Consider the following 24,809-nt stretch of genomic DNA (forward strand, 5'->3'; position numbering starts at 1 on the left):
CAAAATCCTACAAAAAACATCAGCGATAATAGTCTAAATGCCTATGTGAAAACTATTTACAGGTACTAAATAACTACTTAATAAAATAAATATTCATCATTCAACACAAATCGACAAATAACGACATTCATTCATGTTATAATACTTTTTGTTTTTATTGAACACATACAGGAGGATTACTAATGGAAGAAACAATTAGTTTAAAAGAGCTGCTGGAGACGTTAAAAAAGCGGCTGGTTATGATTATACTCATTACGATGACAGCTGGTTTAGTAAGTGGAATCGTAAGTTACTTTTTTCTAACCCCAATCTATCAAGCTTCGACACAAATACTCGTTAACCAGGAAAAAACAGAACAATCATTCTACAGTCCTAGCGACGTTCAAACAAACTTACAATTAATTAACACCTATATTGAAATCATCAAAAGTCCTGTAATTCTTAACAAGGTTAACGATAACTTAGGGCTAGATATGACTTACAGCCAATTAAATGGAAAAGTTACAGTCGTCAATCAAAAAGATTCACAGGTAGTCAACGTGACAGTTCAAGATCCAGATCCGAATATGGCAGCGAAAATTGCCAATAGCATCGTAGATGTTTTCAAAGTAGATATTGAATCAATTATGAATGTTAAAAATGTAAGTGTCCTTGCAGAGGCAACAGTAGCAGATAATCAATCTCCGATTAAACCACAGCCAGTTATGAATATTGCGATAGCTTTAGTTGTCGGTTTAATGGCAGCAGTAGGACTTGCCTTCTTACTGGAGTACTTTGACAACACCGTTAAAAATGAACAAGATATTGAAAAAATATTGGAACTTCCGATACTAGGTGTTATTGCACAGATAGATGACCAAAAAATGGAAGAATTGAAGAAGCGGAAAGCAGGAACTAGAGCAGCAGGAAGAGGTGAGACTTATGGTGTTTAAGAGAAATAAGAAGCTGAAAATAACCGACCCAAGTCGAAAGCTGATTGCCAACCTTGATCCAAAGTCGCCAATTTCTGAGCAATATAGAACGATTCGGACAAATGTACAATACTCCTCTATAGATAAAGAGCTTAAAACCTTAATGGTTACCTCATCAGGACCTGGAGAGGGAAAATCAACAACCGCTGCAAATCTGGCAGTCGTTTTTGCTCAGCTTGGGAAAAAGGTACTGCTTGTAGATGCGGACCTTCGTAAACCAACTGTTCACCGGTCTTTTGGTGTCAATAACTTATTTGGATTTTCAACTGTCTTAACGAAGCAAGCAACACTAGCGAGCTCAATCCTTGAGACAGAGGAAAAAGATTTATTTATCTTAACGAGCGGGCCAATTCCTCCAAATCCAGCAGAGTTACTAAGCTCAAAATCGATGGAACAATTTATGGAAGAAGCGAAAGAACAATTTGATTATGTTTTATTTGATACACCGCCATTATTAGCGGTTGCCGACCCACAAATTCTTGCGAATAAAGTGGATGGTTCTATTTTTGTTGTCTATAGCGGGAGAACTCAAATTGACCAGGCGAAAAAAGCGAAGGAATTGCTCGAAAATGCACAAAGCAAATTAATTGGTGTCGTTTTAAACCATAAGGAAATGAGAAACAATGATTACTACTATTATTATGGTGCTAAATAACTAGTTTTCGACAAAATCCACCCCTTTACCATACCTTTCGACGGTGTTACCATGAATATTGTCGGGGAAAAATAACAATCTATTGGAAAGAGAGTGCTGCACATGATTGATTTACATTGTCATATCTTGCCTGGTGTGGATGATGGGGCACAGTCTCTTTCTGATAGTCTGAGCATGGCGAGGAAGGCAGTAGAGCAAGGGATACAAAGAATCGTAGCAACACCCCATCACATGAATAACTCCTATGAAAATCCGAAGCATTCCATTATGGATAGAGTGAAAGACTTAAACGAAAAGTTACAGGAAGAAAAGATAGAGTTAGAGGTATTACCTGGTCAAGAGGTTCGAATCCATGGTGAAATGATGGAAGGCTATAAGGCAGGAGAAATCCTACCCGTTAATCATACACCGTATCTGTTAGTTGAATTCCCATCGAATCATGTACCTAGGTATACCGAAAAGCTGTTTTATGATCTGCAAATGAATGGACTGATCCCAGTCATTGTTCATCCGGAACGAAATCAGGAAATCATTGAACGTCCTGAACTACTTTATCAATTAGTAAAAAAAGGCGCTATGACACAAGTCACAGCTGCCAGCATCTGCGGAGACTTCGGTAAGAAAATTAGGAATTTTTCAATCCAATTAATAGAAGCGAATCTAACACACTTCATTGCTTCTGACGCCCATAATACAACCACTAGAACATTTAAAATGAGAGACGCCTTTGGTGTCATTGAAAAAAAGTTTGGAAATGAAATGGTGTACTACTTTGGTGAAAATGCTAACCTCCTTATTGATGGGAAGCATGTCTATAAAGAAGACCCAGAACGAATAAAAAGAAAAAGGATATTTTATCTATTTTAAAATTCCTACTAAGCCGATAAGAATGAACGACTAAGGCTATACTTCTTTCAGGCTTAACAACCTGAAACGGCGATGCTCTCTGTCCGTTATCCACGGGGGCACTCGGTTATGCTGTGGGAGGGAAGCTTCATCTTCAATCCTTAGACGCATGTCGTCAATAGCATGATGTGAGGATGGGTTAGATGCCCAATTTTTAAATAAGACATAAATACTTAATGAAAGGATAAGCCTAGCAAACGCTTGCATTTCCATTAGGTATTTATTTTTTTGAGAATATTTAGATAAACGAAAGAAAGATATAGAGGAGGATATAAAAGTGAAAAGAGTGCGAAAAGCCATTATTCCGGCTGCAGGATTAGGAACTAGATTCCTTCCAGCAACGAAAGCAATGCCCAAAGAGATGTTACCAATCGTAGATAAGCCAACGATTCAGTACATAATCGAAGAAGCAGTCGCTTCCGGTATTGAAGATATTATCATTGTAACGGGTAAAGGGAAGCGGGCGATTGAAGATCACTTCGATAATGCGATGGAGCTGGAACAAAATTTAATTGATAAAGAAAAGTACGATTTATTAGAAAAAGTTCAGTACCCAACAAAACTGGCAGACATTCACTACATCCGCCAAAAAGAGCCAAAAGGACTTGGACATGCAGTATGGTGTGCTCGTAACTTTATCGGGAATGAACCTTTTGCTGTTTTATTAGGTGATGATATCGTTCAAAGTGAAACACCCTGTTTAAAACAGTTGATTAACCAATATGAAGATACGTTCTCTTCCGTAATCGGTGTTCAAACAGTAGCAGATTCTGATACACACCGATATGGAATTATCGATCCATCTACACAAGAAGGACGTCGCTACCAGGTTAGTAACTTTGTAGAAAAGCCAAAACCAGGCACTGCACCTTCAAATCTAGCGATTATGGGACGCTACATCCTAACTCCAGAAATCTTCATGTTTCTAGACCGTCAAGAAAAAGGAGCAGGCGGCGAGATTCAGTTAACAGATGCCATTCAGAGGTTAAATGAAATCCAAAGAGTATTTGCCTTTGACTTTGAGGGTAAACGTTATGACGTTGGAGAAAAATTCGGATTTGTTAAGACAACGATTGAATTTGCGTTGCAGCACGAAGACCTCCATGATGATATGCTAGATTACTTGAAAAATCTAGTTACTTCATTCGATAAAGAAAAAGTAGTGTTATAGAGAAGGAAGGGGTCTAGGTTGTCTAATTTAGCAAATCAAGATGTTGGCTTTATAGAAAAGCAAACTACGAATGTAAATGATGGAAAGATTTATCTATTTATTAAAAGATTAGTAGATATTGTTGGCTCATTATGCGGAATTATCTTTTTAGGTTCTCTCTTTTTGATCATTGCAATCCTGATAAAAGTTGAGGACCCAAAAGGAACTGTCTTTTTCTCACAAAAGCGAGTGGGTTTAAATGGAAAAGAATTTAAAATGTATAAGTTCCGCTCAATGGTATCAAACGCTGAAGAGAAACTGGCTGAACTATTAAAATACAATGAGATAAACGGTGCGATGTTTAAGATGAAGGATGACCCTCGAATTACGAAGGTGGGAAAATATATTCGCAAAACTAGTATCGATGAACTGCCGCAGCTCTTTAATGTATTAAAAGGGGATATGAGCTTAGTTGGTCCACGTCCTCCTCTTCCTAGGGAAGTAGCCCTTTATTCTGAGTATGATAAGCAACGTTTATTAGTAACTCCAGGTTGTACGGGACTTTGGCAAGTGAGCGGGAGAAATAGCGTTGGATTTAAGGAAATGATCGAGCTCGATCTTGCTTATATCAACAAGCGTTCTACTAAACTTGATATCAAAATAATATTTAGGACAATATTTGTATTGTTTGGGTCTAAGGACGCATTCTGAATAATGTTTTGAAAATAGATTATTTGTAATTAATTCCAAAAAAACTATATCTGGTTACCTTGCTAATAAATGCCCTATAATTAGCAAAGGAAAAATAATGCTGTATGTATTTCAATTCTTTATGTTAAATATGCCGAGCTGTTGTTTTCGTTCAAGAAGTTTTCTACAAAGTGATTAATAATAGAGTTTATTATATTTATAAGTAATCGTTATTATTATCTAAAAATCGCTTATCATTAGAAAAGGACTTAACTGGAGATGAATTGCTCGGTTTATCTTTTTTTTAACAAAAGTATTAGGAAAATGCATGTGGATAGGTGTTGGGGAAAACACCTATCTTTTGGAATTACTGGGAAATGGTAAGTAGTGGTTTTAATGTCCACATATAGCTCAATAATAAATTAAAGAATAAACTAAATAAATATCTAATGTTAGGGCATGCAGGAGATAGCATGAATTATCATTAGATATTTATTATTGTTGAATATATTTAATCTTCTTAAAACAAAACAAAACAATTTTCCCACAAAGATACATCGTAATTAGAGTAATTTATCTTAACAAAGAAATATATTAAATTTAAAAAAAGAAATGAGGATATATGGAGAAAATACTATTTATAACAAATCGAATTCCCTTTCCTAATACGGATGGAAGAAAAAATATCCTATTACAATATATCGGGGACATAAAAAAATTATTTCCAAACGCAAAAATATTTAATTACACATTTGTTGATGACATGAAATTCTTAGAGAAAAAGCCAGAAATAATATCAAATATTACTATTCTTAAAAGACCAGGATTAATAGAGAAAGCTTATAACCTCCTGGTTTGTACTTTAATTCTCCGTAAATTTCCAATTCAAGTTTCGTTATTTTATAGTAGGAAAACACACAAACAAATTTTGAAAGAAATTGAAATTGAAAAACCGAATTTAATAATTTATGACATGGTTCGAGTTTCAGAATATGTCAGAGGAATGCCTAAAGACTGTATTCATATTCTCAATTATGATGATTTATTATCTTTAAGATATAAGAGACAAATTCAATGGTTAGAATATATACCTTCTGTAATAGGAGGGTTTGCTAATAAAATTCCTAAAGTGATTAATGGAGTATTTAATTCTAAATCGATCCAAGGATTGATTTTAAAAATAGAGAGTGAATTATTGAAAAGATATGAGTTAAGAGTAAATAAATATTTCCACCACTTAGTCTTCACATCACCAAAAGAAGCGGATGATTTTAAAAAATTATCTATGCATCCTTCTTGTGAAGGAATTCCCATGCATTTTCCTAATAGTAAAATACAAAGTGGTCCACAAGAAGTTCAATTCAATAAAATAGTTTTTGTAGGTAAAATGGATATTCCACACAATGTGGCAGCAGTTATGTATTTTTGTGAAAAAATATTCCCAGCCATTAAAAAGGAAATGCCTGACATAAAGTTCCATATAGTTGGAAAAAGTCCTAATAAATCAATAATTAATCTTGAGAAACAATTTAGTGATGTTTATGTTACAGGAGAAATAGAAGACTTGCAAACATTTATTATAGATGCTGGAGTTTTTGTAGCCCCTCTATTATTTGGGACGGGAATTAAGACTAAAATAATAGAGGCACTCTCGTTGGGAATACCTGTTGTAACAACCCCTATTGGAGCTGAAGGTATAGTTTATAAAAACGAACAGGATCTATTTGTAACTGAAAATGACAATCAATTCGCTAAATATATAATTGATTTAGTTAATAATCATGATAGAAATATTAATGCTAGAAGATACGCAAATAATTTTTTTCAAGAAAATTATACAAGTGAGCATAATATTGGAGTTTGGGAAAGGGTATTGAAACACAAATAATATCACATAAGGGGAAGGTATCTATGGATGGGAAAGTATCTATTGTAATCCCAACTGTGAATAGAATTGATAAGCTTCTTAGTGTTCTTTCTAGCTATTTACAGCAAAAAAACATTTTAGAAATTATTATTATTGATGATTGTAGTACAGATGGAACAGAAAAATATTTCAAAGATAATTATAATTCTAAAATAAGGTTTGTGAAAAATGAGTCTCCTTTGGGTGCAGCAAAATCCAAATTTAAAGGAATACAAATTGCTAAGGGCGATTACATTTTGTTTGGTGAGGATGATCTTTATTTAGAAAAAGATTATACAGAGGTTTTAATTGCAAATTTGTTAAAAGAAAATGCGGATTTTATTGCCGGAAGAATTATATATTTAAATGAACAAGAATCTGAAGAAGATGCGTTAAATAGAAATAATATTTTTGTTGAGAACTTGTATGATAAGTATTTTAATCATAATTTCTATAGTACTAGTACGAAAAATGAAGATGTAATATTCTTGCATGGTATTTATTTAGTAAGAACTGCAGTAATTAGAAATATCGGTATAGATGGAAATTATAAGGGAAATGGTTGGAGAGAAGAAACTGATCCCTTAATTGTTGCAAAATCCCAAGGGCGTAAAGTCATTTTTTGTCCATTTACAGTTTGTTTTCACTTGCCAAGAGGAATTGATAAAGGCGGACAGCATAATAATAACAAATTAATATATGAATTTTGGGTGTTCAAAAATAATCTCTACTTTTTTAAAAAAAATCAATTATTCCTAAGGCAAAACAATATTATAAAAGGTAACCCATATAAAGAAAATATCCTTTATATGTCCCATAGAATATATAACAACTATTTATTGAAAATAATACCTAAATTCAAAAAGGCACTAAAAACTAGAGGGGGAAATTAATTTTGAACTGTAAAAAAATTGCTATATTTTCTCCTTTTGCTCCACCACAGAGAAGTGCAGCTGTAACGAGGATAGTCAGCTTAAGAAATTACTTAATCAATAAAGCACTAGAAACAAGAATAATCTCACCGGTTCATCTAAAGACACATGAAGAAAAAATTCCAGATTATGTAATATACTATAATAAGATAACAGAGCTGTTTCGAATCTTTAGTGATTTTGATGTTATCATCATCACCACTCCTCCTGGAAACTATGCATTTAAGGCAAGTATCATTGCTAAGTTACTAAGAAAAAAAGTAATAATTGACGTTCGTGATCCTTGGACACTTGCGCAGTTGGAGCTAAATCTAATTAAAAAAGGTAGTCCAAAGTATATAAAACAAATAGTAATGGAGAAAATAACTTATATATTAGCAGATGTTATTTCATTTGTTTCCGATTATTTAGCGAATTACATGCAGAAAAATAGACTCTATAATTCCAAAAAGAAGGTAATTATTGCACCTAATGGAGTGGAACCTCAAAGTTTTAATTACAGTAAAGTCGAAAGAGATGTAATTAGAAATGAATTGAATATTCCTAAAGATGCAACTGTTCTTACTTATGTAGGTATTATTGGTGGGAAAGAATTAGACAAGTTTCTAAAAGTTGTTGCTCCATTGATTAAAAAGAATAATATGTATATATTGTTCATTTTAATCGTAGATAAGTGGTCTCAGCATTTAAAGGAAGAGTTAGTAGACATAGCTTCCGACTTAAAAGTTAATAATCGGTTACGGATTATATCATCAGTGGAGCATGACAAAGTATACAAGTATTTATCTAGTGCAGATATTGCATTAAACCCTTTACCTGAAAATTTAAACTATTGTTTTCCAGTCAAAACTTTTGAATATATGGCCAATGAGTTATATATATCAGCAAAAGGACCTAGTGAGGGACCTTTATATACACTTATTAAGGAACATGACTTTGGTTTTTATGCAAAAAACTGGTCCGAATACTACCATAGCTTAGAAAATGTTATCGCTATGTATCACGAGGATGGTATACGTTCTAAAGGAAAAGAAGGTAGAGAAATAGTAGTAAAGCAATTTCAAAGAGAATTTGCCAATGAAAAAATCTATCAAAGTATCATGGGGTTAAACCAATGAGAGTCGCTATCCTAACACCCTACTCTAGTGAAATGAAACGTGGAGGAGTAGAAATTGCAAATGCATATTTAGAGACTATCTTTGAGGAAGTTGATTATTTTTATTACGAAAATGAAAGTAAATTTAAGGAATGTACAAAACTTTATACAATATTTAAGGAAGAAATAATGTCTTACCATGTTGGAAGGAAGTTTATTAAAGCTAGTAAAAAAGAGAAATATGATCTCATAATATCGAATGGAATGTATGGTTGGATGGTGAAATTAGCAAATTTATCAATTCCACGCATTAATATTTATCATGGGAATTATATTGGTTACCACAAGAGTACAAATTTAGAGTGGAATTTAAAATCTAAAGTTGTATCTAAAATACACAAATTTTTCGAGAAATTAAGTAGTTCTAAAAACAAAAACATTACTGTTTCAAAATTTAATCAAAAGCAACTAAAAAGATATTATAAAATCAACTCAGAAGTTATCCATTTAGGTATTGATGCCAGTAAGTTTCAGTATGTAGAACAACAGAAGGCTAGAACTCTATTGGGTTTGCCAGAAAACAAGAAGATTTTTTTATTTGTTGGACGCTTAGAAAGAAGTAAAGGTATAGACATCATAAAAAAAGTGGTGGAAAAATATCCAGAGTTTATATTTGCTTTCGTTGGAGAAGGGGAACGTTTAATAGAAAATTCAAACGCAGTATACTTTTCAAGTCAAGACTATAGAAAAATGAATATTTTTTATTCTGCTGTAAATGGAGTTTTAATACCCTCACTTTTCGAATCTGCAAGTTTAGTAGCATTAGAATCAATGATGTGTGGTACCCCTATATTAATGAATAAAACAGGTTATGCGGAAGAAATTGCAGAAGTTTATCCGAACTTTGTGACTGATATTGAAAATTATATAAAATCTTTTGAGAGATTTATTATCACATGTGATAAATCTTCTAAAGATAGACTTATAACTTGGGTAAAAAGTAAATACTCTATACCTTATTTCTATCATCGCTGGGATACTTTTGTTAAACGAATTTTGGAGGAATTATGAGTAACCCATTCTTTGACAAGATAAATTTTCATGACAATCATTATTTATACAAATTGCAAAAAAATAATAGTAATCTCATTGGAACATGGGGGGTCGAAACTGCAGATTCCAAATCTTTTTTAAGTCTAGAAAATGGTGGTTACGATTATGAGGTTGAAAAGGTATCAAGTTCAATTAATAGCATTAGCAATCAGTTTATTAGTAACTATACTTTTAATGAAGGTAAATTTAATTTAAATCTAAATGAATCTATAGATAATAATAAGGTATATAGAGAACATAGACTTCAGGCTTTAGAAGACAGTTATTTTATGGACTTTGTCATGAGGTTTCAGTTCAATAAAGATTTGTTTCCATATGCATCAATAGGCGGAGATGTATTCGAGCATAAAAATATATACATTAATTATCAGTACGAAGTTGATAAAGTAGTATTATATGGAGAAACATATAAAGTTACAGTTGAAGTAACGGACGTTAAAAAGGTAGATAATTTTAAACAGGTTATATATGTTAGAGGAAATGAAAATTATTGGGTAGTTCATGTAAGATTATTTCCTCGTGCGTATGATAGAGAAATTATCAAGTTGGTGCGCTATACAAAGAAAGCTCGTCCTCTTCCACAGTTTTTGGCAAATGCTTTATTAAAGACCCCCCTAAATAAGCACCTTTGGTACAATGGGGAAAAAAGCACTTTGAAATTGCCGATTAATGCATTCGGACTTGTAAAGGTTTGTAAATCTGAGGAACTTGTTTTAAAAACAAGGACAATATTTGAGCATATATGAGGTATTTATAATGGAAAAACAGATAATAGCTGCAAAGTTAAAAAAAATATTAAATTATTTAGTTAGTCATCAGAAAAATGGTGTTTTCCCCGCACGTAGTAGTTACGGAGAAACTTTTTCATTGTTAGCTTTATCTATAACCAATCAAGAGATATATAAGGAATTTATAGATGAGTTTATCGATTCATATGGAAAAAAAGATAAGTCACATTACAATTTCCACTGGGAATTTAACAATTATGCATTGTTGACTTATTTAGAATCGTCCAATGATCCAACGGTTCATGCAAATGTATTTCCTCTGAAATTTAAGGGGACGAGTTGTACGAATTGGACAATATTAAGAGGATTATCATACATTCTTTCAAATGATACAAAAAAAGGATTAGATGAAATTAATATCAAGATAAAGAATTATCAATTGGAATCAGGTTTAATAATGGATGATCCAGATGTAAAATCTCTTCAATACCACTGCTTTTCTATGGCACTTATTGCAGAAGTTTATGAGCGTACTAATATTGAAACCTACAAAGATAGCTTTTTGAGTGCAGTTGACTTTATCTCCAACTTTATATTAAAAAATGGTATGGCAATTTATATAGGAAGAGGACAGGAGCAAATATTTGGTTACGGTCCTCTCTTATTCTCCTTGGAATATGCCTTTAAATTAACAAATAAGGTTTATTATAAACATCTTTTTAATAGGGTATTTGAATATGTTTTTAGCTTCCAAAGAGAAGATGGTTCTATCCCATTAGTAATTCGTGAAAAAGAGAAGGGATATCCAGAAGTAATTAACGTTAACGATAAAAGTTTTTTAGGATGGTACAACTATAATAATTATTTTGATTATCTACCTTTCTTTGCATATTATCTCTCTAAAACATTAAAAATTTATAAAGATTTTGATTTATCAAACCTTAACTCAATTCCTAATAAAGAGAAATACTCGGATGATAATTATCTAGTATTTTCAAATCATAATTACGATGCAGTGATTGCTAAGCCAGGTGGGTATTGGACGAATGACTTGCCAGTTCCACTTATAGTATCAAAGCAAGAAGTTTTAACACCTTGTTATGGAGGTGAGCAGTATGGGAGTTTATTATATTCCCCTAAATCAATTCCCCTGCCGTGGGGAAGAATATCATCACAAAAAGAGCAATTTAAAGATAAAATAAAAAAGGCAGCCAAAAAAGCTTTAGGAAAGCCTATTTCTAACGAATATTATTTTAGGGATAGATTACAGTTTAGATTTAATCAGAATTCCCTAATTGGAGAAGGTCATAATGTGAAGTTTGAAAGACATTTTTCCTTTAGAGAACGAGAAATCGAAATTAAGGACATTATAGTATTCAAACGATTTATATCATTCACTGAGTTTTTTCCTGTTAACCTATTTGCATTTAATCTTGTTCAAGAACAAAATAACTTATATAAATGTATACTAAATCACAATTCGCTTTTTATAAAAGGTGAAGGATTTAAGCTTGATAATGATTTATATTATTGTACTTTAGGAGAGATGAATAGAATATATAAAAGTCTTAAAGACGTTTCTTTCTCCCAAGGGGATAGTATATGTTATAAATATTCACTTATAATTGGTGATGACTATGAAGTATGATTTAACAAAGAATGGGAGAATGACTAGTAAAGTAATAAATTCTTTGTCATACGGCATACTTGAGAGGATTATTGATCTTCTGTTTGGACTTACGGCCAGTATAATTACAGTCAGGTATTTAGGTAGGGAAGAATACGGCATCATTAATTATATAATAAGTATTGGATCACTTATAAATTTCATAAATTTAGCTCCTGAAACCTATCTATATAAAGTATATATGGAATTATCTAAAGATAAGTTAAATGAGTATTTATCGTCATACATGTTATTCTCAATCTTGAAGTCGTCCATAATCATAATACTAAACTTGGTAATTGGAATTGTACTATATATTCAATTTGGAGACATTGCATATTTAGCTATTATACTAATTAATGGCCTTGTATATTTATTTACCTCAATTTCAGCAATATTTATCGTCTTTCTAGAATTAAACTTTAATCAGCAAATAATAACAAAAATATTTATAGCAGCAAAGTTGATAAGGACATTGGTCATTTGTGGATTAATTATCGTACCTAGTTTGTATTTAGTAGTAATTGCGGATTTATTGTTTGCTCTAGTTCAAATAATTCTATTTTTTATTGCCTTTAGATCCAAACAGTTAATGAAAATTAGTGCAAATTTTAAAGAATCTATTTATATTCTGAAGGAATCTATCTATAAATATTCTATTTGGACACATTTTACTGGTGTTATTACACAGATTATTTATAAAATAGATCCTCTCATTTTGGGTGTTTTCAGTAGTATGATGGTTGTTGGGAAATATTCAATTGCATTAAACATATCAAATTATTTCATAATAATATTTCAAGTATTACAAAAGAACACTAATATGGCTTTAGGGAATCTAAATGATAACGTAGAAAGTTCTCGTATAACATTAAAATTCACTATAGCAAGTGTGATAATTGCTATATTTCAATATATTGGATTTATTTTTTTGGGAAAATACTTCCTTATGCTTTACGTTGATAACCCAATTGAAATCCAGTTATTATATGAGTATTCATTATATATTATTTTGGGTTTATCTATCTTTAATGCTTTTCGACCATTAGCGAGCTACTTGACAATAAAATCTAACCCTAAAACTTTTCTATTAAATACTATTTTACCGTCTGGACTAATGTCGGTAATTTTTTATATAGTAGGTGCAAAGTTGTATGGTGCTTTAGGTGTAGCAATCGCGAATGTAGTAACATATTCTTTTGCTGTTATTCTAATTCTTTGTGCCCTGAAAAAGTCAAAGTTTAATATTAGATCACAGGAAAGTGGAGGTGAAGTAAAAAATGTTGGATAAAATAATTAGGGTGAAAAGAGGCATTTATCAGAGGGGTTATTATCTTGCCATGAAAAAAAGATTTCATTCCTTTGGTAAATACTGCAATATTTCATTTAAAAGTATAGTAAGAGGTAAGGAAAAAATATCCCTTGGGGAAAATTGTACAATACATGATTATGCTCTTTTGGATGCTAGCAATCTTATTGATAAAGGAATAATTATTGGAAATAATACAATTATTCATTCCTTTACTCATATTAAATCTTTTGATGGAAAAATTGAAATTGGACATAATTGTACAATTAATTCCTTTTGCTTAATGTACGGATGTGAAAAGGGAATTAAGATAGGAAATGGTGTTAGAATTGCAACTGGTGCTTCCATGGTAGCTAATAGCCATGTGTTCGATAACCCGGATATTTATATTAGCGAACAGGGTGTAACATCTAAAGGAATCATAATTGAAGACGATGTATGGATAGCAAGTGGTGTAAGGATAATTGATGGTGTAACTGTCGGGAAAGGGAGTGTAATTGGTGCAAATGCAGTAGTAACAAAAGATATACCTCCTTACTCAATTGCTGTAGGTGTGCCAGCTCAAGTAATAAGAAGTAGAAAAGTATAAAGTAAGGGAAAAAGGAAATCATGATAAAAAACATTTTATTTATTATATTATTATCAGGCATTCTTTTCTTTCCTAATGGAGGGATTCTTGACGATAGTACGTTAATAAGCTCCATTTTAATTTTGATTAGTTGCTTTTTGGGACGTTTTAAGAATAAAAAATGCTTACAGGATATTTTATATCTTTTACCATTAATAGCTTTGAGTTTTTACTCACTTTTAGTCATTTATATAAATCAATCTTATGATTTTTATTATTTTTTGAACTTTAGTAGAGTGATCATTATTTCTCTAGGCATATACTCTTTAATAAGGATATTTAATTTAGGGGTATTTCAGAATCTATCTAATATTTATATTGCTCTTTATGTAAATGTATTAATAACATTGGTTCAATATTACGATTGGTTTGGACTGGCGCAATTTGCCTTCTCAATTAATAAGCAGTTTATATCTTATGCTTTTAGAGAATATAGAGTAATGGGATTGTTATCTGGCTATGATTCTAATGGTATTACTCTGGCATTTACTTTAGTATTGGGGACTATACTCTTTTTTATTTCAAAAAATATCTATATAAAAATTATTTTCTTGGTTTTAAACTTTGGGTGTTTAATTGGATTATTATTTGCATCACGAACAGGAATAGTAGCTGCTATAATTGGAACAGCTATAATTTTTATTGTGATTAACTGGAAAAACTACTTGAAGTTAATCGTGGCTTTGGTTGGTATACTAGTATTTGTGGTTGTATTATATAAATCGGTAATAACCTTTGAACAGTTTGTCCCACAAAAATACCAACAAACATATGAATTCATGTTTGAGCCTATTCTTAACTATTATCATTACGGAAAATTTGAATCAATTAGTACAGATGACTTGGTTAAGAACCACTACACAAAACTTTCAGATGATAATTTTATAGTAATGTTTGGTAGCTCTTTTTCCAATGCTTCTAAACTTGGTGGCTATACAGACGTAGGATATTTACAAATTATAAACGGTTTAGGTTTAATAGGCTTGCTTCTGGTTTTAATTTGCTTTGGATATTGGACGTTTCTAATATTTAAAGTCAAGAGACAGTATTTCCCAAGTGTTGATGAGTCAACAAGGTTACCTTATAAGTATATTTTAGCTTATTTAATTGCCTTTGTTATTAATATTTTTATTTTAAATTTTAAAGGACCATACTTTTATGCTGATACAATTATTTTTATATTTATGACAGTGTTTTTAACATATTTTTATGAAATAAGAATTATGCAAGAATAAGGGTGTTCCTAGCTTATAACTAAAAAGTACGCCCTATCCGGAGGAAAAAATGAAAATAGCATACTTGACAAATTATTTCCCTTTTCCACCTCAAAATGGTGGAAGTATAGTAATGTTTAATACAATTAAAAATCTATCAAGGTCGAATAGCATTGATATATATTCATTATCCCGGGGTGATCATGGTAACTTGAAAGAAATGGAGAGGTATTGTAATAATATTAAGCTCTATGTAAAAGAGTCAAAACAATCGCCGTTGCGTCTTTTAAAAAGCTTAATGTCAAAGTATCCTTACTCCTACTATAGATATTATTCAGATGAGTATTGTAACGATTTAATCGCTAATATTAATAAAAATAAATACGACTTGGTATTTATTGATTCTGAGGACTTATTTATTTATGGACAACAAATTAGTCAAAGGACAAATACCAAAACTGTATTAAGAGCTCATAACGTTCTTTCTACATTAGCAGAAAGAACAATGGAGAAGGAAAAAGCCCTATATAAAAAAATAGGATGGTACTATGAAAAGGTTAAAGCTGAAAGATGTGAAAGTAAATTTAATATATTTGATTTAGTCGTAACTTTAAGTTCAGAAGATCTTAATTACTATAAGAAAAAATCAAAAATACGAAAAGAAGGAATAATTGCCATACCGCCTGGTGTTGATTTAGAGTATTATCAAGAATATGTTAACAATGATTTTGACCTATTAGAGCAAGATAATATTGTGTTTGTAGGTACGTTAAATTGGCTTCCAAATAGAGACGCTGTACATTGGTTTATTAATGAAGTTTTCCCAACCATTTTAATGAAAAAACCGAATGTGAAATTTACAGTAGTCGGTCATAATCCTCCAGAGGATTTAAAGGCTTATGAGAATGATAATATCATCTTCACAGGAAGTGTCCCTGACGTAAGAGCGTATATAAAAAGAGCTACTGCTGTGGTTATTCCTTTAAGAATTGGATCAGGTATCAAGCTTAAATTACTTGAAGCTATAGCTATGAACAAGCCAATAGTTACAACTTCAATTGGAAAAGAAGGAATCAATATACCAACTACCAAAAGAGAAATTATAGTATGTGATAATGCTGAAGAATTTGCTCTTAATGTAGTAAATATACTATCTAGCAAAGAACTACAAAATGATCTAATCAATAAAACAGCATTACTGGCACCAAGTCTGACTTGGGAAAACATTTGCAAAGAATTAGAGAAAAGATTCACGCAATTGATTAGGTAAACTATTAAAAAAGAGGCTAAATCTCCTGGAATTGAGTACCACTCTGTTGGTAGACCATCTGTTATATTAGAAAAAAAGTTAATACAAATCTAGTTTTTAAAAGTCTAGTAGGAAAACCTACTAGACTTTTTTATAGAGGAGGAATTTAGATGAAATTAGTTCTATTATCAGGGGGTTCTGGTAAACGATTGTGGCCATTATCTAATGATGCAAGATCTAAGCAATTTTTAAAAGTATTACGTAATGGAGAAAATCAATTACAATCTATGGTACAAAGAGTGTGGGGTCAATTAGATAAATTAGGTTTAACACAATCAGCTGTTATTGCAACAAGTAAAACACAGGTAGAAATGATACAAAGTCAAATTGGGAAAGATGTCTCGATAATTGTAGAACCAGAAAGAAGAGATACATTCCCAGCTATAGCATTAGCAGCATCATATTTCTTTTCACAAGATAAAACAGACAGAAATGAAGTAGTTGGTGTATTACCAGTTGATCCATATGTTGACGATAATTTCTTTGCTAGATTATTGGATCTAGAGGATGTAATTAAATCCTCTAATGCAGAATTAGCATTAATGGGTGTACAACCAACGTTCCCTTCTGAAAAGTATGGCTATATTGTTCCAAGTAAAAAACAAACTACTTTAGAATCATTAAAAGTGAGTCACTTCAAAGAAAAACCAAAAATGGAAGAAGCACAAGCGCTGTTAGAACAACAAGCTCTCTGGAACTGTGGCGTATTTGCATTTAAGTTAGACAAAATTATTACTATGCTAGAGGAAAAAAATCTTCCTACAAATTATGATGAACTTTTAGCAAATTATTCTTTGCTACCTAAAATAAGTTTTGATTATGAGGTAGTAGAGAAAACTAAAGATATTGTGGCTATTCCGTTTGAAGGTGGTTGGAAAGACTTAGGAACATGGAATACCTTAACAGAAGAGATGGGTACCAATATACTAGGTAAGGCAAATGCAAGTCATGATTCTTTAAATACACATATCATTAATGAACTAGATATTCCTGTTTCGGTACTTGGTTTATCTAATATTCTCGTTGCAGCTAGCCCAGACGGCATATTAGTTACAGATAAGGATGCTAGTCCTCGTGTGAAGGAAATGATTGGACATTTAGATCAACGACCAATGTATGAGGAACGTCGTTGGGGTTGGTATCGTGTTCTTGAGCATACCAAATACGATGATAATACAGAGGTTCTAACAAAGCGTATTAATATTTCAGCTGGAAAGAATTTAAGTTATCAATTCCATAATTATCGTCGTGAAGTTTGGACTATTGTGAAAGGAGAGGGAGTTCTCCTTTTAAATGATGAATTTAGAGTAATTCGGCCTGGAGATGTCGTAGAAATACCTATTGGTATAAAGCATGCAGTTAAAGCTGTTATAGATTTGGAATTTATTGAAGTACAAACTGGTACTCAATTAGTAGAAGAAGATAATCATCGCATTCTTTTATCATGGGATGAAATTGAAGAAACAACTTATGCTTTAAGTAATTAGATATTTTAAAGGACTATTAAATAATTTAGTAGTCCTTTATTGTTTAAATGCTATGTATGATCCTATTTTTTTCTGCCATACTTAAGGTGGAACAAATTGGGATTATTTGTAATAGGTGCAGTCTGTTATAATTAATTCTATTGGGAATTAGTATTATTTTAAAACAATGAACATTTATAATCGATTTAGAAAATTATATGAGGTGTGGTTGAACAATGAAAATTGCAGTAGCTGGTACTGGCTATGTAGGATTAGTAACTGGGGTATGTTTGGCTGAACACAATCATTCCGTTACTTGTGTAGATATAGATGATAATAAAGTTGCCTTAATGAAGGCTGGGATATCTCCTATTTTTGAACCAGGTCTTGAAAAATTAATGGCTAATAATATGGATAGATTAACATTTACAACAGATTATAAAAATGCCTATAAAGAGGCAGATGTTATTTTTATAGGTGTGGGAACTCCAGAAAAGCAGGATGGATCAGCAAATTTAAGTTATGTATATGGAGTAACTGAACAAATTGCTAGAAGTATCGAAAAGGATTGTGTAGTTGTTGTCAAATCAACGGTGCCAATAGGCACAAATGATAAAATTGAAGATTTGATAAAATCTAACTTGGTACATGATGTAAATGTGGCTGTTGCCTCTAATCCAGAGTTTTTGGCGCAAGGTACTGCTGTAAGAGATACTCTTTATCCTTCGAGGATTGTTATTGGTGTAGAAGATGAGAGTGCAGGTGAAATTTTAAAACAGGTATATAAGTCTTTTGACGCCCCTCTGATGGTTACGAATAGAAAAAGTGCTGAAATGATAAAGTATGCTTCTAATGATTTCCTTGCATTGAAGATCTCCTTTATTAATGAAATAGCTAACCTTTGTGAGATTATTGGAGCAAACATAGAGGATGTAGCTCTCGGAATGGGTTATGACAACCGAATCGGGGATCGCTTCCTAAATGCAGGAATTGGTTATGGTGGTTCTTGTTTTCCTAAGGATACAAAAGCCCTTCACTGGTTGGCAAATTTCCATGATAATGAGTTAAAAACGGTTAAGGCTGCCATTGATGTAAACGAAAACCAAAAGCTAAAATTAATAAAAAAATCGCGCAAGTATTTCGATAGCTTCAATGGATTAAATATTGCCGTGCTAGGCTTAACCTTCAAACCTGGAACAGATGACTTAAGAGAAGCACCTACTCTTGTAAATATTCCTATCATGCTAGAGGATGGAGCAAGAGTAAAAGCATGGGACCCTGTTGGTGTTGAGAACTTTAAGAAAAGATTTCCTGACGAAATTACTTATTGCAATACCATTGAAGACACAATCACAAATGCAGATGTATGTTTCATCTTTACTGAATGGGATGAAGTAAAAGGCTTTGACATTTCAAAATATAGTAAACTAATGAAAAAACCAATTGTTATAGATGGAAGAAACTGCTATGACTTGAATCGTGTTAAAAAGGCTAATATGATATATGAATCTATTGGAAGAGAGGCTGTTAATAGTTTTGAAGTTATACTCATATAATTTATATCAATAGAATTGAAGTTGATAAAATTGTCTATACTAACTATTTCATGCCCAATCAATGCAAGTTACTAAAACAAGCAGCATAATGATTCATTTATTATGCTGCTTTATTTGTTTCGATTTAAAAGATACAAATATCTCTGATTGTGGATTTTGATTAATAGACTCAAAACGATTACCCTTTCTAATGATGTAAAGGATGCTGAGAGGAGGCTAGGTAATGGGTAAGAGGAAATGGTGGTTGCTGGCAACCATTGTTTGGATGGCCTCCATATTCTTGGTAACACAATTACCATTCTTCACAGGAGAAAATACGGCAAAAGTAATCCAAAAGGTAAATGTAATAGAATTGAATTCTATCAAAGCACAAAGTGCTGACCCAGTCGACATCAATGGGTTAAACCTTACGGTGAGGAAAGTGACACACGTTATAGTCTTTGGTATGCTCGCATTTTTACTATACAAATCTCTAGCAGTCTACCAATACTCCTTTATCCTTTCATGGATTCTAACAGTAATCTATGCAATTTTGGATGAATGGCACCAATCCTTTATCCTGGGGAGAGTGGCAGCCTATATGGATGTACTAATTGATTCCCTTGGCGTATTTATTGCTTTATTTTTAATATATTTAAATACCATAAAGAGGGAATGCAAAGTGAGTAAGGAAAAGGCCTCTTAAATTTCTACAAGAATTTACATTAACCACTACTTTGGACTGAGAAAACTAGCAGATTATGTTATCTTTTATAGAAATATGAGGGTGGAAAAAAATGAAGATAAAAGCAACGTTGAAAAAGGGTTCTGTTATCGCAGCACTTAGCCTTTGTTTGTCTGCATTTGCTGCAGTTCCAGGAAACGATGTTCTTGCAGTAGGTAACAGCAATCCCCAGGCACAAAAATTAGTAGATTCATTAAAGGCGTTAAATATTGCTGAAGTAGATTATTTATATGCTTATTTACAATTTGTTAATTTAAGTGACGCTGAGTATCAAGGGATTCTTGCTAATACTCAAACAGTTAGTCAAATTTTAAAGGGTGCAACCAATCCAGAAGATCTTCCTGATGCACAGAAGGTAGAAGTTGCACGCTTATTCCTAGAGAGCGTTAAATTAGCACACATTCAAGCAGCCATTACGGACGAGCAGGGCAATCCGATTGATATTACAACCTATTAGGCTGGATCATCTACACTAGTGATTCAGTTAAAGGATCTAAAAGGAAACGTACTTGCAATAGTCGATCCGAAGAAAGAAGATTTAAACATTAGTGCCATTATAGCAAAAATGAACGCATTAAAAGGTGCCGTTCAAGCTAAAAAACAACTAGATAAAGCTGGAACCTTCGTTCCAATGCCAAATTGCTCCACTTCCTAACACAGACAGCAACACCGTAGATTATATATCTTTAGGCGGATTATTAATCTTACTAGGCGGAATTGCTATTGTACCAGCCTTACACTTGGTACGCAAATCCGAAATCGAAGCTTAATAGGACATGGAAAAGGTAAGAAAAAAGAAGCGTAAAAAGAGGTGGGTTCAGAAGTGGAAATGGGTACTTCTTAGCATCCCTGTCGCGCTTATCCTAGTTGGTGTTGGAATTGTTGCCTTTTTTGGATGGGATTTATCAAACAGACAGTCTTGTTAGCTCACGAAGTGGTTGATGAATACGAACCAGAATTACCTGATCAGACTTTTGACCAGCCTTGGTCTAAACTGCCGGACCCAGGTTCATCGATTGGTGAACTACAATTTACCTCCATTGACTTAATGGTTCCTGTTGTCCAAGGTACACACGACAATGAGTTGAAAAAAGGTGCAGGCCATTTCGCTGGCAGCGCCCTGCCTGGTCAAGGTGGAAATGTCATCCTAAGCGGACACCGGGATACGGTATTCAGGAAGCTAGAAAACCTAAAAATAGGTGAACAAGTAACTTTTGATACGCCATATGGGGAATTCGTTTATGAAGCCATTGACTTTAAAATCGTCCCTGCAGACGACATGACCGTCATGGTACCAACGGATTACGAAACCCTTACCCTCACAACCTGCTATCCTTTTGACTTCATAGGGGACGCACCTGACCGGTATATTGTTTATACAAAATTGGTCTCAAGTCCAATCATTGCGAGTAACTAAAAGAAGCAGCCTGATGAATCATTATCAGGCTGCTTTATTTTTTTATTAATAAATACCACTACCCGTAATGGTTTATTTAAAAGCTAACACTTGAGTTGTTAGTTGAATACCGGTGACTGTGGGAGATTCCGAAAATAGATGATATTACTCTGATTTGGGGTCTAACAATAGTTAATTGCAGAAATTAGACAATCTGATATTTTTGTCGAAATATAGCGCATTTTATCTGTTTTTGTATTTTTATTATTTTTAAAAGAGTAATAGGACTATTACCTCCAAGTAATTAATGATATATTTAACTTGTAAATACATAGTTCGTACGAAAGGGCAAATCCATTGAAAGATGGTGGCGCAAAACTATAGTGTAACTGTCAAGTAGAAATCAACAGTTTTTAATAAATAAGATTAAACAGTTTTCATCAATTAAGATTCAACACCTTGATTATTAAATAATGCTTTTCTGTATTTCATTCTGATGCTGTCTTGTTCTTCGCTGAAAGTCAAAATTTCACTCCGATGTAGAAGACGATCCAATATCGCTGTCGTAAGAGTCGTATCCCCAAGGAACTTTCCCCATTCTCCTGGGCCTTTATTGGATGTTAGGATAAATGCAGCTTTGTCATACATCTCATAAATAAACTGGAAGAATAAGTGGGCATCTTGCGGTTCATATGCCATATACATGACATCATCGATAATAATCAGGTCAGATTTGATGATACGGTTGTACCTCGTCTTAGATTTACTGATATACTCCCTTGATTTCAATACATAGATCAAACGATCCATTGATATAAAAGAAACCTGGTATCCACGCTCAATAGCGTGAATACCCAGGGCAGTTGACAGATGAGTCTTGCCGACACCCGTTGGTCCCATCATAATTAAGGTAAAATACTCATCCACCCATGATAATTGTTTTAATATATTCAGTTGTTTTTCTCCAATCGCTGTCTGTTCTTCAAGGCGAAAGTTCTCAAATGTCAATGCCTCTGGAAACTCCGCCCACTTCATTAGCCTTTCACTATTTTTTCTTTCCCTACAACGCATTTCATGACTAAGGAACTCATGGATGAACTCATGATAAGTCCATCCCTTTGCTTCTGCTTCCCTTAAAAGAGAAGGTAACTCCTTAGCTGTCTCAGCTAGGCGTAAGGTTCGGCATTTTTCCTGTAGTGATTCGTATGGTTGGCTCATCTGTTTGCTCCTCCCTGAAGGACACTTAAATAAATATCTTCTCTTCGTTCAGGGGCAACTAAAGCCTTGTATTTCTCATTCAGGGTTCCAGATTCTTTATGTTTCTTTTGACCCTGTATTTCTAATGAGATGGCAATATCCCGAAGATCATTTGCACTAGTCAAACGTAAACGTCTCATTTCATTAAGTGCCTCGCCAATGAAAGCTGGATACTTCATTATGACGGTTTGTACAACTTTAAGTTGATCTATCAAATGACGTGGATATTGATTAGAGAGAATTTCAATAAGCCAATTTGCAGCTTCTTTATCGGATAACATTCCTTTAATTTGCTGTATTAATAGGTCCCGTTTAGAGTGTTCTCGTTGCCTATGGGAAGGGTCTGAAATGACTGCACCACTTCCTTTAGCGATTTTATGTTTTGCTAGTGGCTGACCAGTTTGCTGCAGGCGTATGTATAGATACTCAGTATCTGTCTCGACATAAGCAATATTGGGAGCTCCTTTACGATAAGTACCGCGAGGTACGCTGTACCTATTTCCATCAAATCGGATAACATTGTCTTTGTTAATAGTTCTTGTTATACTAGAATCGAAGATATCTTCAAAAATGTAAGTGCCGGAGACCGGTTGTAGGTGTGGCTTTTCCAGGGCGTACACCTCGACTGGTCTCTTTTTCGTATTATGATGAACTTTAAAATTTCCCGTTCTCTTTAACCAACTCAAGCAAGATTCCTGCCAATCTAGTAGATTATCAAATGTACGATTCTTCGCAAAATTATTTTTCACGTATTTTACTACCTGCTCTATTTTTCCTTTTGACTCTGGATCAGATTTTCTACATAGGTAGACCTTAAACTTTCTAGTCTGTTGGTACTTAGTAAATTCTACTGTCATAATAAGGTCTCCAGCGTTTTCACTGACAGCCAGTAAGCGATCTTGGTCGTAGACGATTTCAACTGACATGCCCCCATAAAAACGGAAGGCATTTTCATGCATTCTAATAAGATCTGATGCTCGAAACGGTCGGTCAAGCCATTCTACATATTTGTATCTTGAATGAGCCAGTACGAATCCAATAAAGTAGAGCCGTTTGAGTGTTCCGTTTGTTGTGGGAACCCTTATTTGACCAAAATCCACTTGTAACTGTTGACCTAATGGAAGATCGGGTACTGTACTATAATTTCTTTCTGATATCATTTTTGGGATATGATAAGCTTCACGTATCTCATTAACATAATTCCTCACAGTTCCTTCTGTAACAGAACTAACGTTTAATTTCTCTCCCAACCAGTCCAGGACTTGGGCTCCTGTTAAGTCAGGATGTTCCTTTAACCATCCCAATATTTCCTCTCGAAAAGGATCTAGCTTTTTACTCCTGCTTTGCAATGAAATTCCAAACGAATAAAACTCTTCTGGCGTCATCCTTCCGTATTCTATCACCCTATTCCTAGAAATCTTTAATTTCCTAGCTATCGCGGCATTTGAAAAACCCTCACCGCGAAGCCTATGAATCTCGTTGTAAATCATCAGCCTTTCCACTCCTGTTTATTCCTCACTTTCTATAGACTGATTTAAGTATATAGAAAGTGGACTAATTTAGGTAAACTGTTGATTCTTATTTGCCGAAATCTGTTTAACCTTAATTGTGGAAAACTGTTGATTCTAGTTTAACGTTTACACTATAGGGGCTAAGGTTTCTTGAAACTAGGCCAGCCAGGTGCCGAATATGATCACCTTCCTACGAATTATAAAACACTATTAGGAGGTAATAATATGTTTATATTTCTTGCAGGTCTATTCGTCGGTTCCTTTTCAGTGCTCTTAATCATGAGCCTTATGGTTGCAGCAAAAAAGGGAGACCATCAGTTAGAAGTGTTTCGGGATGAAAGGGCTTACCAAAACTAAGGGCCACTGTCACCAAACGTATTTGCTTGAAAACATTAGTGTTTCACGAATTGGAAATTATATAATATCCATTAATAGATTAAAAGAATAGGTTTATGGCACCTCGCGGTGCCATAAACCTATTCTTTTTTTACATTGATATGTGATTTGTGATAAGAAAGTAGGTGACCTACAGACACAAAATATCCGTGTCTGTCACCATAGCCATCAAGCTAAGCGAATAACTTTCAATTTTACCAAAATGGACCTATTCTTTCTTTGAAACCTAA

The 24,809-nt window shown here is 33.2% G+C and carries 23 protein-coding genes, 1 pseudogene and 1 riboswitch; of the genes and pseudogenes, 22 read left to right on the plus strand and 2 right to left on the minus strand.

Annotated features, from left to right (window positions below; all coding sequences use genetic code 11):
- Positions 1 to 182 precede the first annotated feature (182 nt).
- The 21 genes and pseudogenes from MLOOGBEN_RS10285 (at position 183) to MLOOGBEN_RS10380 (ending at position 21,436) form a co-directional block, all read left to right on the plus strand.
- Positions 183 to 932: a YveK family protein gene (locus MLOOGBEN_RS10285; RefSeq protein ID WP_179158157.1), complete on the plus strand. Its 750-nt coding sequence runs from the start codon at positions 183 to 185 to the stop codon at positions 930 to 932.
- Entirely contained in the window at positions 922 to 1,626 is a 705-nt protein-coding gene (locus MLOOGBEN_RS10290; RefSeq protein ID WP_179158158.1) for a CpsD/CapB family tyrosine-protein kinase, read from the plus strand. Before MLOOGBEN_RS10285 ends, MLOOGBEN_RS10290 begins: the two co-directional genes overlap by 11 nt.
- A gap of 102 nt (positions 1,627 to 1,728) precedes the next feature.
- Positions 1,729 to 2,493, plus strand: coding sequence for a tyrosine-protein phosphatase (locus MLOOGBEN_RS10295; protein ID WP_179158159.1), 765 nt, complete (start codon positions 1,729 to 1,731; stop codon positions 2,491 to 2,493).
- 316 nt (positions 2,494 to 2,809) lie between these two features.
- A complete protein-coding gene (galU, locus tag MLOOGBEN_RS10300) occupies positions 2,810 to 3,703 on the plus strand; it encodes a UTP--glucose-1-phosphate uridylyltransferase GalU (protein WP_179158160.1) in 894 nt (297 codons plus the stop codon).
- A gap of 51 nt (positions 3,704 to 3,754) precedes the next feature.
- Entirely contained in the window at positions 3,755 to 4,393 is a 639-nt protein-coding gene (locus tag MLOOGBEN_RS10305) for a sugar transferase (protein ID WP_368737775.1), read from the plus strand.
- Positions 4,394 to 4,994: 601 nt separating this feature from the next.
- Positions 4,995 to 6,260, plus strand: a complete 1,266-nt coding sequence (locus MLOOGBEN_RS10310) for a glycosyltransferase (RefSeq protein WP_179158162.1) — start codon at positions 4,995 to 4,997, stop codon at positions 6,258 to 6,260.
- 23 nt (positions 6,261 to 6,283) lie between these two features.
- Positions 6,284 to 7,171 (plus strand): glycosyltransferase family 2 protein, encoded by an 888-nt coding sequence (locus MLOOGBEN_RS10315; protein WP_179158163.1) that lies wholly within the window; start codon positions 6,284 to 6,286, stop codon positions 7,169 to 7,171.
- 2 nt (positions 7,172 to 7,173) lie between these two features.
- Entirely contained in the window at positions 7,174 to 8,328 is a 1,155-nt protein-coding gene (locus tag MLOOGBEN_RS10320; RefSeq protein ID WP_179158164.1) for a glycosyltransferase, read from the plus strand.
- Positions 8,325 to 9,377 (plus strand): glycosyltransferase family 4 protein, encoded by a 1,053-nt coding sequence (locus MLOOGBEN_RS10325; RefSeq protein ID WP_179158165.1) that lies wholly within the window; start codon positions 8,325 to 8,327, stop codon positions 9,375 to 9,377. Before MLOOGBEN_RS10320 ends, MLOOGBEN_RS10325 begins: the two co-directional genes overlap by 4 nt.
- Positions 9,374 to 10,165 (plus strand): hypothetical protein, encoded by a 792-nt coding sequence (locus MLOOGBEN_RS10330; RefSeq protein WP_179158166.1) that lies wholly within the window; start codon positions 9,374 to 9,376, stop codon positions 10,163 to 10,165. The genes MLOOGBEN_RS10325 and MLOOGBEN_RS10330 overlap by 4 nt, the downstream gene beginning before the upstream one ends.
- A gap of 10 nt (positions 10,166 to 10,175) precedes the next feature.
- Positions 10,176 to 11,795 carry a hypothetical protein gene (locus MLOOGBEN_RS10335; RefSeq protein WP_179158167.1) on the plus strand — a complete coding sequence of 540 codons (1,620 nt, stop codon included), beginning with the start codon at positions 10,176 to 10,178 and terminating at the stop codon, positions 11,793 to 11,795.
- The gene (locus MLOOGBEN_RS10340; protein WP_218781127.1) at positions 11,779 to 13,104 is read left to right on the plus strand and encodes a lipopolysaccharide biosynthesis protein; all 1,326 of its coding nucleotides are present in this window, start codon (positions 11,779 to 11,781) and stop codon (positions 13,102 to 13,104) included. Before MLOOGBEN_RS10335 ends, MLOOGBEN_RS10340 begins: the two co-directional genes overlap by 17 nt.
- On the plus strand, positions 13,094 to 13,711 hold the full coding sequence (locus MLOOGBEN_RS10345) for an acyltransferase (RefSeq protein ID WP_218781128.1): 618 nt from the start codon (positions 13,094 to 13,096) through the stop codon (positions 13,709 to 13,711). Before MLOOGBEN_RS10340 ends, MLOOGBEN_RS10345 begins: the two co-directional genes overlap by 11 nt.
- Positions 13,712 to 13,731: 20 nt before the next feature.
- Complete coding sequence (locus tag MLOOGBEN_RS10350) at positions 13,732 to 14,985, plus strand: oligosaccharide repeat unit polymerase (RefSeq protein ID WP_179158169.1); 1,254 nt, start codon at positions 13,732 to 13,734, stop codon at positions 14,983 to 14,985.
- A 49-nt stretch (positions 14,986 to 15,034) separates the two neighbouring features.
- Positions 15,035 to 16,234 carry a glycosyltransferase family 4 protein gene (locus MLOOGBEN_RS10355; RefSeq protein ID WP_179158170.1) on the plus strand — a complete coding sequence of 400 codons (1,200 nt, stop codon included), beginning with the start codon at positions 15,035 to 15,037 and terminating at the stop codon, positions 16,232 to 16,234.
- Between the two features lie 149 nt (positions 16,235 to 16,383).
- Entirely contained in the window at positions 16,384 to 17,760 is a 1,377-nt protein-coding gene (locus tag MLOOGBEN_RS10360; RefSeq protein ID WP_179158171.1) for a sugar phosphate nucleotidyltransferase, read from the plus strand.
- Between the two features lie 215 nt (positions 17,761 to 17,975).
- Positions 17,976 to 19,295, plus strand: coding sequence for a UDP-glucose dehydrogenase family protein (locus MLOOGBEN_RS10365; protein WP_179158172.1), 1,320 nt, complete (start codon positions 17,976 to 17,978; stop codon positions 19,293 to 19,295).
- A 223-nt stretch (positions 19,296 to 19,518) separates the two neighbouring features.
- Positions 19,519 to 19,980 (plus strand): VanZ family protein, encoded by a 462-nt coding sequence (locus MLOOGBEN_RS10370; RefSeq protein ID WP_179158173.1) that lies wholly within the window; start codon positions 19,519 to 19,521, stop codon positions 19,978 to 19,980.
- A 91-nt stretch (positions 19,981 to 20,071) separates the two neighbouring features.
- Positions 20,072 to 20,476, plus strand: coding sequence for a hypothetical protein (locus tag MLOOGBEN_RS29170; protein WP_256989031.1), 405 nt, complete (start codon positions 20,072 to 20,074; stop codon positions 20,474 to 20,476).
- Between the two features lie 18 nt (positions 20,477 to 20,494).
- Entirely contained in the window at positions 20,495 to 20,674 is a 180-nt protein-coding gene (locus tag MLOOGBEN_RS29175; protein ID WP_256989032.1) for a hypothetical protein, read from the plus strand.
- A gap of 121 nt (positions 20,675 to 20,795) precedes the next feature.
- A pseudogene (locus MLOOGBEN_RS10380) lies at positions 20,796 to 21,436 on the plus strand (class D sortase).
- Positions 21,437 to 21,752: 316 nt separating this feature from the next.
- A riboswitch (cyclic di-GMP riboswitch) is annotated at positions 21,753 to 21,833 on the plus strand.
- 26 nt (positions 21,834 to 21,859) lie between these two features.
- Here the strand turns inward: MLOOGBEN_RS10380 and istB are convergent.
- Complete coding sequence (gene istB, locus MLOOGBEN_RS10385; protein ID WP_179158174.1) at positions 21,860 to 22,633, minus strand: IS21-like element helper ATPase IstB; 774 nt, start codon at positions 22,631 to 22,633, stop codon at positions 21,860 to 21,862.
- Positions 22,630 to 24,162: an IS21 family transposase gene (gene istA, locus MLOOGBEN_RS10390; RefSeq protein ID WP_179158175.1), complete on the minus strand. Its 1,533-nt coding sequence runs from the start codon at positions 24,160 to 24,162 to the stop codon at positions 22,630 to 22,632. The genes istB and istA overlap by 4 nt, the downstream gene beginning before the upstream one ends.
- A gap of 246 nt (positions 24,163 to 24,408) precedes the next feature.
- On the opposite strand from istA, the gene MLOOGBEN_RS29180 reads away from it, so the two are divergent.
- Positions 24,409 to 24,540 carry a hypothetical protein gene (locus MLOOGBEN_RS29180; RefSeq protein ID WP_256989033.1) on the plus strand — a complete coding sequence of 44 codons (132 nt, stop codon included), beginning with the start codon at positions 24,409 to 24,411 and terminating at the stop codon, positions 24,538 to 24,540.
- The last annotated feature ends 269 nt before the right edge of the window (positions 24,541 to 24,809 follow it).

The organism is Bacillus sp. EB106-08-02-XG196 (assembly GCF_013396335.1).
GTDB lineage: Bacteria > Bacillota > Bacilli > Bacillales > Cytobacillaceae > Neobacillus.